The following is a 14,823-nucleotide window of genomic DNA, read 5'->3' on the forward strand; positions in this document are numbered from 1 at the left end:
AAGTGTGGCACCACCGGGGCCGGTCCGCCGGCCGCCGCCCCACCGGGGTCCAGCACGCGGGACGCCGGTGGCGGCGGGAGCCCGGTGCTGATCGACCCGATCGTCCCACTGACGCCCGAATCGGTGCTCTTCGCCCCACGGCGCGGATCACCTCGCGCCTCCCCCATGGATCCTCCTCGATCCGGCAGAGTGAATCCGTGCATAGCGCCCTCGGTGTGCCGGTTCTCCCGGTGGCGGTAGGCCTCGCCTCCGCCTGTGGTCCCGTGCTGCTCGCGATCACCGCCCGGCGGCACACCGGACCTCGCCGGGTGGGCCAGTGGCTGCTCGCACTCGGCGGCGCGCTGGCGGCCGCCAGCGCGGTCGTCGGAATGGCCGGGCTCTTCCCGGTCGACCACCCGGTCCACCAGCCCAGCCCGCGACCGGACCTGGCCGCGCTGGTCGCGGTCGGCATGGCGGTCGGCGGACTGCTGCTCTGCGCCGGACTGCTGCGGCTGCCGGGTGCCGCGCACGACGCGGCCGCCGCGCTGCGACTCGTCCTGGACGGGTTGGTGATCGCCGCCGCGCTCTGGTTCGTCGGCTGGGTGCTGCTCGCCGAGCCGACCCGGCTGCTCGGCGGGTACACCCCGAAGGGTTGCCTGGCCCTCGTCCTGGCCACCGCGACCGCCGCGGTGGCGGCCGGGCTCACCTTCATCGTCGCGGTGCGGTCCCGGTCGCCCCGGCACGGCCTGGTCCTGGCCGGCGGGGGCGTGACCCTGGTGGCCGGATGCGGCCTGGCCATCGCCGCCGGGGTCTGCCGGGCCGAGCCGGGCCTCGCGGTCTTCGGTGCGGCGTTGCTGCCGTTCGGCCTGCTGGTGGTGGCGTTCACCAGCCGGGCGCCGGACCCGTCGGGCGGTCCGGACGGCGACGTGATCCGCCGGGGGACGGCGTACGCCTTCCTGCCGATGGTCGCGATGGCCGTCTCCGCCGTCTACCACCTCGTGGTCGGCGGCACGTTCAGCATCTTCGCGGTGCTGGCCGGCATCGTCGAGGGCTTCGGCCTGGTGGCCCGGCAGTACCTGGCACTCAACGACGTACGCGGCTACGCCGGTCGGCTCGCCGAACGGGAGGCGCACTTCCGCGAACTGGCGCACACCGACCCGCTGACCGAACTGGCCAACCGTCGTGGCCTGCTGCGCGCCCTGCAACAGCGGCACGAGCGGGCCGACACGCCGTTCGTACTGCTCGGGATGGATCTGGACGGCTTCAAGAACGTCAACGACATGCGGGGCCACGACGTCGGCGACGCCGTGCTGGCCGAGGTCGGCCGGCGGCTGCGGACCAACCTCCGGCCCGGTGACCTGGCGGCCCGGCTGGGCGGGGACGAGTTCGCGGTGCTGATGCGGGCCCGCCCAGCCGAGGCGGAGCGGGTCGCCGAACGGCTGCTCGGGGTGATCGGCTCGCCGTACGGGCACCCGACCGGCGAGGTGTTCCTGTCGGTCAGCATCGGGGTGGCGGACAACGCCGACGCGGCGGACGTGGAGACCCTGCTCCGCAACGCCGACCTGGCGCTGCGCTACGCCAAGCAGCGGGGCAAGAACCGGGTCGAGCGGTACGACGTGGCCTACGACCGGCTGCTGCGCCGGCGTACCACCCTGGAGCACGAGCTGCGGGGCGCGATCGAGCGCGACGAGCTGCGCCTGGCGTTCCAGCCGGTGGTGGCGATCCCCTCGGTGCGTCCGGTCGGCGCGGAGGCGCTGCTGCGCTGGCACCATCCCGAGTTGGGCAACGTCCGCCCGGACGAGTTCATCCCGCTGGCCGAGGAGTGCGGGATGATCGCCAAGCTCGGTTCCTGGGTGTTGCACCAGGCCTGCCACCAGCTCTCCCGCTGGCTCGCCGACGGCCACGACGTGTGGGCCTCCGTCAACGTCTCGCCCCGCGAACTGCACGCCCCGGAGTACGTCAACCAGGTCGCCGAGGCACTGCGGGCGCACCGGGTGCCACCGCAGCGGCTGGTGCTGGAGATCACCGAGCATGCCGTGGCGACCGACCTGGACGAGTTGATCCGCCGGCTGAAGGCGCTCCGGTCGACCGGCGTACGGATCGCGCTGGACGACTTCGGCGCCGGCTACTCGTCGCTGGGGCAGCTCCGCCGGCTGCCGATCGACATCCTCAAGATCGACCACAGTCTGGTCGCCGGTCCGGATCCGGTCCGGGCGGTGAACCGGCGCGGTCGGGTCTTCGCGCCGATGGTCGACGTGGTCGTCCGGCTCGGTCACCAGCTGGGCCTGCAGGTGATCGCCGAGGGGGTGACCAACCCGACCGAACTGGCCGCCGTGGTGGAGTCCGGTTGCGGGTTGGGCCAGGGGCAGCTCTTCGGCTGGGGGGTGCCCGCCGAGCACCTGGAGGCGATGCTGGAGGCGGCGACCTCGCCGGGCGCCCGGTTGATCCCGGCGCCGCGTCCACCCGCCGACGACCTGCCCCGGCCGGCCGCCGGCCCCGAGGAGATGCTGCGAACGGTCGCTGGTGCTGGTGCCGAGGAGATGCTGCGGACCGGTGCCGCCGAGGAGGTGTCGCGGCCGGATGCCGGCCCGGCCGACCTGCCCCGGCCCGTGACCGGGAGGGAGGGATCCGGGTCCCGTCCGGCGGGCGACGACACCGGCCCGACGGCCGGGCCGACCGCCGACCGGACAGCCGAGCCCGATTCGCCTTCTGTCCAGAATGCGGGATCAGTTGACTCAGCGCGTGAGATCCGTCAGGCTTAGCCCCATGTCGCCGACCAGGTCCTTCCGAGTACTTATCTGAGCGCACTCTCCCTCCCGAGAGTGCGCAGGCCCCGTGCATCAGCACGTGGGCCGTTTTTATTGGCCACGTTCTTCGTTGGCAGGACGGGTCCCCCGCCCGGCGTACCGGTCCTGCCGCCCCGGGTGGCCGACGGTCCCGCCCCGGCGGCATCTCCGCCCGCGCAACGCGACCGCCCGCCCCACCTCCAGACCTCGAAAGTTCCACTGCTCCGAGCCGAAGGCCTGAATAGCCATGACGAGACCCACACCAGAGACCCTGGCCAACAGCGCGCGCCGACACCGCCCCGCGGTGGTCGAGGGCGACGCCGCCGAGCAGCACCCGCGCCGACTCCGCAGCGGCGGGGCGCCCGTCGTCGACCAGGCCGGGCCGGTCGCCGAGGCGCCGGTCCGGGCCGCCGCCACGGGTACGCAGGTGGTCGCGCCGGTACCGGTCTCCGGGGCGCTTTCGCTGGTCAAGTCGCTGGAGGCGCTCGGGGTCGAGGTCGCCTTCGGCATCCCCGGCGGCACGATCCTGCCCGCCTACGACCCGCTCTACGACTCGAAGGTGCGGCACATCCTGGTCCGGCACGAGCAGGGGGCCGGGCACGCCGCGACCGGCTACGCGCAGGCGACCGGCAAGGTCGGCGTCTGCATCGCCACCTCCGGACCGGGCGCCACGAACCTGGTGACGCCGATCGCCGACGCGTACATGGACTCGGTGCCGATCGTGGCGATCACCGGTCAGGTCGCCCGGCCGTCGATCGGTTCGGACGCCTTCCAGGAAGCCGACATCCAGGGCATCACCCTGCCGATCACCAAGCACAACTTCCTGGTCCAGAGCGCCGACGAGATCCCGCGGATCCTGGCTGAGGCGTTCCACCTGGCCTCCACCGGCCGGCCCGGCCCGGTGCTGGTCGACATCCCCAAGGACGTGCAGCAGGAGCAGACGACCTTCAGTTGGCCGCCCACCCTGGAGCTGCCCGGCTACCGGCCGACCCTGCACCCGCACGGCAAGCAGATCCGGGAGGCGGCCCGGCTGATGACCACCGCCCGGCGTCCCGTGCTGTACGTCGGCGGCGGGGTGCTCAAGGCCGGCGCGACCGAGGGGCTGCGCACACTCGCCGAGCTGACCGGGATCCCGGTGCTCACCACGCTGATGGCCCGGGGTGCCTTCCCGGACTCGCACCCGCAGCACCTGGGCATGCCGGGCATGCACGGCACGGTGGCGGCGGTCTACGCGCTGCAGAAGGCGGACCTGATCGTGGCGCTCGGCGCCCGGTTCGACGACCGGGTCACCGGCCGGCTGGACTCGTTCGCCCCGGGGGCGGCGATCGTGCACGCCGACATCGACCCGGCCGAGATCGGCAAGAACCGGGCGGCGGACGTGCCGATCGTCGGCGACGCGCGGCACGTCATCGACGAGCTGATCGAGGCGGTCCGGGCGGTCACCGCCGGCCAGCCCGGCGGAGCTGTCGACCGGAGCGACTGGTGGGCCCAGCTCGACGACCTGCGGGACCGCTACCCGCTCGGCTACGACGAGCCGACCGACGGCACCCTCGCCCCGCAGTACGTGATCGAGCGGCTCGGCGCGATCGTCGGCCCGGACGCGGTCTACACCGCCGGGGTCGGTCAGCACCAGATGTGGGCGTCCCAGTTCATCTCCTACGAGAAGCCGTACACCTGGCTGAACTCCGGTGGCCTCGGCACCATGGGGTACGCGGTGCCGGCGGCGATGGGCGCCAAGGTCGGCAAGCCGGACACCACGGTCTGGGCGATCGACGGCGACGGCTGCTTCCAGATGACCAACCAGGAACTGGCGACCTGTGCCCTGGAGGGGATCCCGATCAAGGTCGCCCTGATCAACAACGGCAACCTGGGCATGGTCCGGCAGTGGCAGACCCTCTTCTACGGCGAGCGGTACTCCAACACCGAGCTCGGCACCCACAAGCACCGGATCCCGGACTTCGTCAAGCTCGCCGAGGCGCTCGGCTGCGTCGGACTGCGCTGCGAGAGCAAGGCCGACGTGGACAGGACGATCCGGGCCGCCATGGAGATCAACGACGCGCCGGTGGTCATCGACTTCGTGGTCGGCAAGGACGCGATGGTGTGGCCGATGGTCGCCGCCGGTACCAGCAACGACGAGATCATGTTCGCCCGGGGAGTCCGCCCGGCCTTCGACGACGACGAGCTGTGAGGGCTGCGTAGAGATGAGCAAGCACACGCTATCCGTGCTGGTGGAGAACAAGCCCGGGGTGCTGGCCCGGGTGAGTGGCCTGTTCTCCCGCCGCGGGTTCAACATCGACTCGCTCGCGGTCGGGGAGACCGAGAACCCGGAGGTCTCCCGGATCACCATCGTGGTCAACGCCGAGACCTCGCCGCTGGAGCAGGTCACCAAGCAGCTCAACAAGCTGGTGAACGTACTCAAGATCGTGGAACTTGACCCGGACGTCTCGGTCGCCCGGGAGTTGCTGCTGGTCAAGGTCCGGGCGGACCGGGTACAACGGGCGCAGGTGCTGGAGACGGTGAACCTGTTCCGGGCCCGCGTGGTCGACGTCGCACCGGACACCCTCACCATCGAGGCGACCGGCACCGCTGACAAGCTGGACGCGCTGCTGCGTGATCTCGAACCGTTCGGAATCAAGGAAATGGTGCAGTCGGGTCTGGTGGCCATCGGGCGGGGTTCCCGGTCGATCACCACCGGCGCGGCGCTGCGGGCCGCCTGACCGGCCCTCCACTGACAACAACCAGCTCCGCACCGACATCAACAACGGCGGCCGGGTCGGCCGCCGCACGAAAGGAAAGTCATGACCGCTGAGGTGTTCTACGACGACGACGCCGACCTGGCGCTCATCCAGAGCAAGAAGGTCGCGGTGCTCGGCTACGGCAGCCAGGGCCACGCCCACGCGCTGTCGCTGCGCGACTCGGGCGTCGACGTGGTGATCGGCCTGCCTGAGGGATCAAAGAGCCGGGCCAAGGCCCAGGAGCAGGGGCTGCGGGTGGCCACCCCGGCCGAGGCGTCGGCCGAGGCCGACGTGATCATGGTGCTGGCGCCGGACACCGCGCAGCGCTCGCTCTACGCCGAGGCGATCGCGCCGAACCTGACCGCCGGCAAGGCGCTCTTCTTCGGCCACGGCCTCAACATCCGGTACGGCTTCATCACGCCCCCGGCCGACGTGGACGTGGCGATGGTCGCGCCGAAGGGCCCCGGTCACCTGGTCCGTCGCCAGTACGTCGACGGCAAGGGCGTGCCCTGTCTGGTCGCCGTCGAGCAGGACGCCACCGGTACGGCGTTCCCCCTGGCGCTGGCGTACACCAAGGCGATCGGTGGTACCCGCGCCGGGGCGATCCGGACCACCTTCAAGGAGGAGACCGAGACCGACCTCTTCGGTGAGCAGGCGGTGCTCTGCGGCGGCGCCGCCGCACTGGTGCAGACCGGTTTCGAGGTGCTCACCGAGGCCGGCTACGCCCCGGAGATCGCCTACTTCGAGTGCCTGCACGAGCTGAAGCTCATCGTCGACCTGATGTACGAGGGCGGCATCGCCCGGATGCGCTACAGCGTCTCCGACACCGCCGAGTACGGCGACTACTCGCGTGGCCCGCGGGTCGTCGACGCCCGGGTCAAGGACGAGATGCGGAAGATCCTCGCAGAGGTCCAGTCGGGCGAGTTCGCCCGTGAGTGGATCGCGGAGGACGACGCCGGCCGGCCCAACTTCACCAAGTGGCGGGCCGAGGGTGCGGCGCACCCGATCGAGGAGACCGGCAAGAAGCTGCGCGGCATGATGAGCTGGGTCGACCGGCCGATCACCGAGACGGCCTGAGTCCACCGACGGCGTCGCGCGGCGGTCACCCCGCTCGTCCGCGCCGGGCCGACGGCGGCTCTCCCGGCGGTCACCCCGCCGGCCTCAGCCATCCGACGGCGACCCTCCACGGCGGTCATCCCGCCGTTGCCAGCCATTCGACGGCGGCGTTCCACCGGCGGTCACCCCGCCGGGAGCGCCGCCGTCGGCGTTGCCTCCCCGGCCGGAAGAGCGGGTAGCGCCGCCGTCTGTGTTGCCGCGCCGGCCGAGAAAGCCGCCGTCGGTGTTGCCGGTCGGGTTGGGTGAGCCGAGAAAGCCCCCGTCGGCGTTGCCGCTTCGGCCGCGAGGAGCCCGGGGCGCTGGCGGGGCCGCGCGGTGGCGTGGTCGGGATCTTGTTACCGGGGCATTGGCAATCGCGTTACCGGATCATTGCCATCAGAAGTCCGATCATCGTCACGGATGTCGGCGCAGGAAATGGCCGGCGGTTACGGGCCGTAAATGCGTCCGCTCGGGTACTGTCGCCGCATGCGACTGGAGCAATCGCACCGTACCGAGCGTTTCGGCGCCGTTCGCATCCACGAACTTCAGCGCGTCATACAGTTGGACTCGGGAGATGCCAGGGGGACAGCCGGTGACGGCATCGTCTCCCAGGAGGCGCTGCGCGCGATCGAGCGGCAAATGGTGATCGTCATTCCCTGTATGAACGAGACACGCAGAGTAATCGAAGGCGTGCTCTCGGGGATACCGCACGACTGCCTGATCGTGCTCGTCTCGAACAGCGCCCGACATCCCGTCGACCGCTACGAGATCGAGGCGCAGACCCTGGAGCAGTACTGTCGGGCGACCGAGCGTCCGGCGATCATCGTGCACCAGCGCGACCCGGGGGTCGCCGCGGCGTTCAAGGCGGCCGGCATGCCGGACCTGATCGACGACGACGGGCTGGTCCGGACCGGCAAGGGCGAGGCGATGCTGATCGGCATGGCGGTCGCCGCGCTGACCGGTCGCGCCTACCTGGGATACATCGACGCGGACAACTACGTGCCGGGTGCCGTGCACGAGTACGTCAAGGTGTACGCCGCCGGCCTGCACCTCGCCGCCAACCCGTACGCGATGGTCCGGATCTCCTGGCACTCCAAACCGAAGCTGCGCGACGGGCGGCTCTTCTTCAGCCGGCGCGGCCGCAGCTCCGAGATCACCAACGAGTTCCTCAACCGGCTGGTGGCCGAGTACTCCGGCTTCGGCACCGAGGTGATCGCGACCGGCAACGCCGGCGAGCACGCGCTCAGTCTCGACCTGGGACTGCGGATGCGGCTGGCCGGCGGATTCGCGGTCGAACCGTTCGAGTTCGTGGAGCTGTTCGAACAGTTCGGCGGGGTACTCGACATCGCCCATCCGGAGGTGATGGCGAGTTCGGTGCCGGTGCTGCAGATCGAGACCCGCAATCCCCACTTCCACGACAACAAGGGCGAGGACCACGTCCAGGGCATGCGGATGCAGGCGCTCAACGTGCTCTACCACTCGCCGGTGTCGTTGCCGCCGGTCCGGCAGGCGATCCTCGATTTCATGATCTCGCAGAACGTGCTCGCGCCCGGCGAGGAACCGCCCCGGGAGCGGATCTACCCGCCGGTCGGCTCGCTCGCCTTCGACCTGCTGCGCGACGTGCTGGAGACCGAGGCCGAGACGTTCCGCCAGCTCGGTGTCGCGCCGCTCGGGGCCCGGCCGCTGCCACGCCCGGCGCTGCCGGAACCGGAGGTCGTCCCCTCGGCCTGAGTCGCCTCGGCGGGCAGCGCCGCCCGCCGGGCGCCACGGCCGGTCCCGCCGCCCGAGGGTCGACGACGGGGTGCCGGGCCGGCCGATCGACGTCACCGGGCTGTGAGGGCACTCACGCGGGTCCACGGAGCACGGTGCGCAGCAGGACGCCTACCATCGGGCGGTAGGTGCGTCCGTACCGTAGGGACGACCCGTTTTGGCGGAGTTCGGGACGCAGTGCGGCGCCCACCCCGCCGGTCTGCACGTTCACCTCGCCCGGACGACAAATACGAGGACCAATGACTCCTGTCGTACTGATCGCTGAAGAGCTCGCTCCCGCCGCCCTGGACGTGCTCGCGCACGACTTCGACGTACGTCACGTCGACGGCACCGACCGACCGGCCCTGCTCTCCGCGCTCGCCGAGGCCGACGCGGTCATCGTGCGCAGCGCCACCCAGATCGACGCCGAGGCGATCGCCGCCGCGCCCCGACTCAAGGTGGTCGCCCGGGCCGGGGTGGGGCTGGACAACGTCGAGGTCGCGGCGGCCACCGCCCGCGGGGTGATGGTGGTCAACGCGCCGACCTCCAACATCGTCTCCGCCGCCGAGCAGGCCGTCGCGCTGGTGCTCGCGGTCGCCCGGAACACCGCCAGCGCCAGCGCCGCGCTCAAGGCGGGGGAGTGGAAGCGGTCCAAGTACACCGGGGTGGAGATCCAGGGCAAGACCGTCGGCGTGGTCGGCCTCGGCCGGATCGGCGTGCTCTTCGCACAGCGGATGGCCGCGTTCGGCACCCGGCTGATCGCGTACGACCCCTACGTGCAGCCGGCCCGCGCGGCGCAGCTCGGCGTCCGGCTGGTCGGGCTGGAGGAACTGCTTCGCGAGAGCGACTTCATCTCGATCCACCTGCCGAAGACCCCGGAGACCGTCGGGCTGATCGGCGAGAAGGAGCTGACGCTGGTCAAGCCCGAGGTGCGGATCGTCAACGCCGCGCGCGGCGGCCTGGTCGACGAGCAGGCGCTCGCGGACGCGATCGCCGAGGGCCGGGTCGCCGGCGCGGGTATCGACGTCTACGCCAAGGAGCCGTGCACCGCCTCGCCGCTGTTCGCCTTCGACAACGTGGTGGCGACCCCGCACCTGGGCGCCTCCACCGCCGAGGCGCAGGACAAGGCCGGCCTCGCGGTGGCGAAGAGCGTGAAGCTCGCGCTGCAGGGCGAGTTCGTCCCGGACGCGGTGAACGTGCAGGCCGGCGGGGTTGTCGCCGAGGACGTCCGGCCGCTGCTGCCGCTGGCCGAGAAGCTGGGCAAGGTGTTCACCGCGGTGGCCGGCGGGATCGCCGCGAGCGTGACCGTCGAGGTACGCGGCGAGATCATCGCCAACGACGTCTCGGTGCTCAAGCTCGCCGCGACCAAGGGGCTCTTCACCTCGGTGGTCGAGGAGCAGGTGACGTACGTCAACGCCCCGCTGCTGGCCGCCGACCGTGGCGTCACGGTGGAACTGACCACCCACCCGGAGACCACCGAGCACAGCAACCTGGTGACGGTGCACGGCGCGCTGCCGGACGGCCGGACGGTCCGGGTCTCCGGCACCGTGGTGCACAGCGGCAACCGCGACGCCATCAAGCTGACCGAGGTGGACGGTTTCGACCTGGAGCTGGGTGCCGAGGGCATCCTGCTCTTCTTCCGCTACGCCGACCGCCCGGGCGTGGTCGGCACCGTCGGCTCGATCCTCGGTGAGGCGGGTGTCAACATCGCCGCGATGCAGGTGGCCCGTCGGGAGGCCGGTGGCGAGGCGCTGATGACGATCACCGTGGACTCGGCGGTCGGCGCGGACCTGCTCGGCTCGGCCGCCGGTTCGATCGGCGCGGTCGCGGCGAGCGCCGCCGACCTGCGCGAAGAGGTCTGACGGGCGGAAATCCCGGAGATCGTCGGACGCCGACGGCCGCACCGCGGCCGTCGGCGTCCGACCCCCACCCGTGCACGGGGGGGGGGGGGGGGCTCCGGCACCGGGGGGGGGGCGCCCCCCCCCCCCCGCCCGGGCCCCCCCCCCCCCCCCCCCTCAACCGGTGACCGGGGTCGGCGGCGGGTAGACGGAACCGTCCTGCGGGTCGAGCAGCAGCAGGCCGTGCTCACCGGCCAGCCGCTCGATGTCGAGCAGGACCTGGTCCGGGCAGGACTCGTCGAGGTTCATCTCCACATGGTCCGCGGCGACGTGCAGCGGCGTCACCGCCCACGGCGTCCGGGTGCCCGGCCGGTCCGGATAGCCGGCGGTCACCGCGCGGTAGAACGACAAGATCCTTGGCTCCGGGGCGCCCGCGACATGGACGCCCTGCCGGCACCGGTTGTGGGCCGCCCGGACGTCCGCCGCCGACACGCCGTGCCCGAGGGCCCAAACGCTCAGATCAAAAGTCACGGTGGTACAGCGTGCCATCCCGGTGTCGGGTCGTTGCCGCATACCCGGCCGACACGCGGGACGGCGGCTCTTGCGGGGACTCGCGTCCGGTGGATAGCGTATTGACGCGGATACCCGGCGAGTTCCTGGGCGTGGACTCGTCTTCGGGTGATGAGGCGTCGCGCCGGCCGGGTAGCCAGCACCCCCGTGTGCGCGAGCCACGCGCACTCGTCGCTGATCGGCCCCCGCGATCGTTGCCGAGACCGCGGGGGCCGATCGCGTCGGCGCCCCGGCCGAGGATCGGCGCCCCGGCCGTCCTACCTGGTCACCGCCACCGCCGGCCGGCACACTCCGCCTGCCGGCCACGTCCGGGCCGGCTATACCTGTCCCGCCTGCCGGCCACCGACTCGCCGCCGGCCACCGCCGGGCCGGCCACCGACTCGCCGCCGGCCGTCGGGTCGCGCCTGCCGGCCGTGCCCCGGCCGGCCACCGAACCTTGGCCGGCCACTGTGTACAACGGTGAACCGGCTGTGCTGGTGTCCGGTCAGCGGGGAGCGGCGAAGAGCGCCCGGTAGCCGTCGCGGGTGGGGAACCAGTCGAGTCCGGCCCGACCGGCGGCGTAGAGCGCGGTGGCGTACCCGTCCGCGACGGTCAGGTCAGGGCCGGTCACGGTCGCCGCGACCAACCGGTTCGCCGGCTCGCCGGTGTGCGGGTCCACCACGTGGTCACGTCGGCCGGCGACCCCGGAGGTGCCGACCGCACCCGAGGTCATTTCCAGCATCACCGGTGGGCGGGCGCCGTCGGTCGGATGGTGCACCGCGATCCGCCACGGCCCACCGTGCGGCGCGTATCCGCGTACCGTGAGGTCGGCTCCGCTGACCACGGCGTAGTTTCCGACGCCGCCGGCCCGCAACCGGGCCGCCGCCCGTTCGACCGCCCAGCCGCAGAGCAGGCCGCCCGGATCGAAGCCGCCGGGCACCGCCCATGCGTCGAACCAGCCGTCGGTCGCGGCCCGCATCGCCGCGCAACGCGCCACGATGTCGGCCAGCGGCGGGTACGCCTCGGCGGAGATCTCACCCCGGCGGAGCCGGGCGACCAGGCTGGCGGGCCGGGCCGGACTGTAGGTGAGGTCGATCGCCCGCAACTCCGCGACCGCGTCCCGGAGCGCGTCGCCGATCTCCCGGCGGCCGATCACACCGGCGCCGTTCAGGATCATCGTGTACTCGCCGATCGAGGTCTGCACGGTGTGTCGAGCCACCACCCGGTCGGTCAGCGTCGTGCCCGGACGTTCGTTGCGCCGGCCGACACCGAGTCGTAGGTCTGGCCGGCCTCGGCCGCCGAGCGGGGCCGCGAGGCCGCGTCGGCGGCGCTGGTCGCGGCTCCGTCCACCGCCTCCCGGGACCCGCATGTTCGCCCCCTGGAACCGCATCTTCCCCCCTGGATCCACAGCTCGGGCGCCCCCCTGCGGCCCCCTGAGGATCACCATAGGCAGCGAAGATGGTTGCTCCATGAATGCTTCCTGAGAAGCTCCTGTGCGCGATGGTTCCTAGATAGTGGGAGCGTCGTACCGGGAGCCGGGACGGTACCTTAACGTTCCTTAGACACGTACGAGGCAGCGAAGGAGCTGGACAGTGGCGGTGGCCCGGATCGCGGTGGTGGCTGGTGACGGCATCGGGCCGGAGGTGGTCGCGCAGGCCCGCAAGGTGATCGACGCGGTGCTGCCCGGCGTCGAGGCCACCGAGTACGACCTCGGCGCGGCGCGCTACCACCGGACCGGCGAGGTGCTGCCCGACTCCGTACTCGCCGAACTGGCCGACCACGACGCCATCCTGCTCGGCGCGGTCGGCGACCCCACGGTGCCGCCGGGCGTCCTGGAGCGCGGCCTGCTGCTCAAGCTCCGCTTCGACTTCGACCAGTACGTCAACCTCCGCCCCGCCCGACTCTGGCCGGGCACCACCGGTCCCCTGGCCAACGTGAAGCCGGGTGAGATCGACCTGGTGGTGGTCCGGGAGGGCACCGAGGGGCTCTACGCCGGCGCCGGCGGCACCCTGCACCGGGACACCCCCGCCGAGGTCGCCACCGAGGAGAGCCTGAACACCCGGCACGGCGTCGAGCGGGTGATCCGGGACGCGTTCGCCCGCGCCGCCCGCCGGGAGCGCCGCAAGGTCACCTTGGTGCACAAGACCAACGTGCTCTCCCACGCCGGCTCGCTCTGGTCCCGGACGTTCGCGGCGGTCGCCGCCGAGCACCCCGACATCGAGACCGAGTACCAGCACGTCGACGCCGCCGCGATGTTCCTGGTCACCCAGCCCCAGCGGTACGACGTGGTGGTCACCGACAACCTGTTCGGCGACATCCTCACCGACATCGCCGCCGCCGTCACCGGCGGGATCGGCCTGGCCGCCAGCGGCAGCATCAACCCGGAGCGGACCCGCCCCTCGATGTTCGAGCCGGTGCACGGCTCCGCCCCGGACATCGCCGGTCAGGGCGTGGCCGACCCGGCCGCGGCGGTGCTCTCCGCCGCGCTGCTCCTCGACCACCTCGGCCACCCCGAGGAGGCCCGTCGAGTAACCGAGGCGGTCGCCGCCGAACTGGCGTCCCGTACCCCGGGCACGCCGCGGCGTACCGCCGACATCGGAGACCGGCTCGCCGCGCACGCGGCGTCCTGACCCGTCAACCGGGTTCGGGCTGAGCCGGCGTACCCGTCCGGGCCCGGTCCGTGGGCGTACCCGTCCCCCGGCTGACCCGCACGCCGACCGGCGGGCGGACCGGACCAGCCTTTTCCGCCGTCCTGCCCGGCGGTCCCCGACACGCGGGCCACCCGGCCCGCCGGTCCGCCGTCGCGCGGCGGATCTGGGCGAAGGTGCGGCTGGTGCGGGTTCGCCGGGCGACCGGAGGGTCGAGGTGAACGACCGTTCGGGGTAAGTTTCAGGCACAATTCCACTCCGGCGTGCCCGGATCCGGGTGCCCGGTTCCCTTCCTTGGAGGTCAACGCGATGAGCGGTGGTGACATGCTCGACTTCGAGATCCGTCCGAATCCTCAGCCGGTAGCCGCCGCCGAGCGCGAGGCGCTCATGGCCAACCCGGGATTCGGTCGGGTCTTCACCGACCACATGGTCACGATCCGGTACGCCGACGGAAAGGGCTGGTACGACGCGCGGGTCGAGGCACGGGCGCCGATCCCGATGGACCCGGCGAGCGCGGTGCTGCACTACGCCCAGGAAATCTTCGAGGGGTTGAAGGCGTACCACGCCGCCGACGGCGGGGTGACGATGTTCCGGCCGGACGCCAACGCCGCCCGGTTCGCCGAGTCAGCCCGCCGGATGGCCATGCCGACACTGCCGGAGCAGGCCTTCCTCGACTCGCTGCGACACCTGATCGAGATCGACCGGGCCTGGCTGCCGACCTCTGACGAGGGCAGCCTCTACCTGCGCCCGTTCATGTTCGCCAACGAGGTCTTCCTCGGGGTCCGCCCGGCCCGCGAGTACCTCTACGCGGTGATCGCCTCGCCGGTCGGGTCGTACTTCTCCGGCGGGGTGAAGCCGGTGGCGGTCTGGGTGTCGCCGACGTACACCCGGGCGGCGCCGGGGGGCACCGGCGCGGCGAAGTGCGGCGGCAACTACGCGGCGTCGCTGGCCGCCCAGGCCGAGGGGGCCGAACACGGCTGCGAACAGGTCGTCTTCCTCGATGCCGTCGAGCGGCGGTACGTCGACGAGCTGGGCGGGATGAACATCTTCTTCGTCTACGACGACGGCACGCTGGTCACGCCGCCGCTGGGTGGCACCATCCTGCCCGGCATCACCCGGGAGGCCCTGATCACCCTGGCCGGGCAGCAGGGGCGGACTGTGGTCGAGCGGCCGGTGGAGTTCGACGAGTGGCGGGCCGACGCGGCCAGCGGTCGGCTCCGGGAGGTCTTCGCCTGCGGCACCGCCGCCGTGATCACCCCCATCGGCCAGGTGCGGTCCCCGGACGGCGAGTTCACCATGGCCGACGGCAACCCGGGCGAGGTCACCATGAGCCTGCGCCAGACGCTGCTGGACATTCAGCGTGGCCGGACCGAGGACGTCAACGGCTGGATCCACCACATCGACTGACCGGCCGTTCCGGCGTGGCCCGCCGTCCGCACCCGAC

At 72.2% G+C, this 14,823-nt stretch carries 10 protein-coding genes; 8 read left to right on the forward strand and 2 right to left on the reverse strand.

What is annotated here, in order from left to right; genetic code table 11:
* The first annotated feature begins 197 nt into the window (after positions 1-197).
* The 6 genes from V1633_RS20355 (at position 198) to serA (ending at position 10,206) form a co-directional block, all read left to right on the forward strand.
* Positions 198-2,741, forward strand: a complete 2,544-nt coding sequence (locus V1633_RS20355) for a putative bifunctional diguanylate cyclase/phosphodiesterase (protein WP_331215960.1) — start codon at positions 198-200, stop codon at positions 2,739-2,741.
* A 271-nt stretch (positions 2,742-3,012) separates the two neighbouring features.
* On the forward strand, positions 3,013-4,953 hold the full coding sequence (locus tag V1633_RS20360) for an acetolactate synthase large subunit (RefSeq protein ID WP_331215961.1): 1,941 nt from the start codon (positions 3,013-3,015) through the stop codon (positions 4,951-4,953).
* Positions 4,954-4,966: 13 nt separating this feature from the next.
* The gene (gene ilvN, locus V1633_RS20365; protein ID WP_331215962.1) at positions 4,967-5,482 is read left to right on the forward strand and encodes an acetolactate synthase small subunit; all 516 of its coding nucleotides are present in this window, start codon (positions 4,967-4,969) and stop codon (positions 5,480-5,482) included.
* 81 nt (positions 5,483-5,563) lie between these two features.
* Positions 5,564-6,577 carry a ketol-acid reductoisomerase gene (gene ilvC, locus V1633_RS20370; RefSeq protein ID WP_331215963.1) on the forward strand — a complete coding sequence of 338 codons (1,014 nt, stop codon included), beginning with the start codon at positions 5,564-5,566 and terminating at the stop codon, positions 6,575-6,577.
* Between the two features lie 504 nt (positions 6,578-7,081).
* Positions 7,082-8,326: a mannosyl-3-phosphoglycerate synthase gene (mpgS, locus tag V1633_RS20375; protein WP_331215964.1), complete on the forward strand. Its 1,245-nt coding sequence runs from the start codon at positions 7,082-7,084 to the stop codon at positions 8,324-8,326.
* A gap of 278 nt (positions 8,327-8,604) precedes the next feature.
* Positions 8,605-10,206: a phosphoglycerate dehydrogenase gene (gene serA, locus V1633_RS20380; protein ID WP_331215965.1), complete on the forward strand. Its 1,602-nt coding sequence runs from the start codon at positions 8,605-8,607 to the stop codon at positions 10,204-10,206.
* A gap of 153 nt (positions 10,207-10,359) precedes the next feature.
* On the opposite strand, the gene V1633_RS20385 is transcribed toward serA, so the two are convergent.
* Both V1633_RS20385 and V1633_RS20390 read right to left on the reverse strand, forming a co-directional pair.
* Positions 10,360-10,713, reverse strand: a complete 354-nt coding sequence (locus V1633_RS20385) for a hypothetical protein (protein ID WP_331215966.1) — start codon at positions 10,711-10,713, stop codon at positions 10,360-10,362.
* 523 nt (positions 10,714-11,236) lie between these two features.
* Positions 11,237-12,100: an FAD:protein FMN transferase gene (locus tag V1633_RS20390; RefSeq protein ID WP_331215967.1), complete on the reverse strand. Its 864-nt coding sequence runs from the start codon at positions 12,098-12,100 to the stop codon at positions 11,237-11,239.
* A 229-nt stretch (positions 12,101-12,329) separates the two neighbouring features.
* Between V1633_RS20390 and V1633_RS20395 the strand changes: the two genes are divergently transcribed.
* Positions 12,330-13,361, forward strand: a complete 1,032-nt coding sequence (locus tag V1633_RS20395) for a 3-isopropylmalate dehydrogenase (RefSeq protein WP_331216205.1) — start codon at positions 12,330-12,332, stop codon at positions 13,359-13,361.
* 327 nt (positions 13,362-13,688) lie between these two features.
* Entirely contained in the window at positions 13,689-14,786 is a 1,098-nt protein-coding gene (locus V1633_RS20400; RefSeq protein ID WP_331215968.1) for a branched-chain amino acid aminotransferase, read from the forward strand.
* Positions 14,787-14,823: the final 37 nt, after the last annotated feature.

Origin of the sequence: Plantactinospora sonchi (assembly GCF_036422035.1) — a bacterium.
Taxonomy (GTDB): domain Bacteria; phylum Actinomycetota; class Actinomycetes; order Mycobacteriales; family Micromonosporaceae; genus Plantactinospora; species Plantactinospora sonchi.

What these genes read in the sequence shown, in the direction of transcription:
- serA (WP_331215965.1), top strand. Translation starts at nt 8,605, where the DNA reads ATGACTCCTGTCGTACTGATCGCTGAAGAGCTCGCTCCCGCCGCCCTG.
- ilvC (WP_331215963.1), top strand. Translation starts at nt 5,564, where the DNA reads ATGACCGCTGAGGTGTTCTACGACGACGACGCCGACCTGGCGCTCATC.
- V1633_RS20360 (WP_331215961.1), top strand. Translation starts at nt 3,013, where the DNA reads ATGACGAGACCCACACCAGAGACCCTGGCCAACAGCGCGCGCCGACAC.
- mpgS (WP_331215964.1), top strand. Translation starts at nt 7,082, where the DNA reads ATGCGACTGGAGCAATCGCACCGTACCGAGCGTTTCGGCGCCGTTCGC.
- ilvN (WP_331215962.1), top strand. Translation starts at nt 4,967, where the DNA reads ATGAGCAAGCACACGCTATCCGTGCTGGTGGAGAACAAGCCCGGGGTG.
- V1633_RS20400 (WP_331215968.1), top strand. Translation starts at nt 13,689, where the DNA reads ATGAGCGGTGGTGACATGCTCGACTTCGAGATCCGTCCGAATCCTCAG.
- V1633_RS20390 (WP_331215967.1), bottom strand. Translation starts at nt 12,100, where the DNA reads ATGCGGGTCCCGGGAGGCGGTGGACGGAGCCGCGACCAGCGCCGCCGA.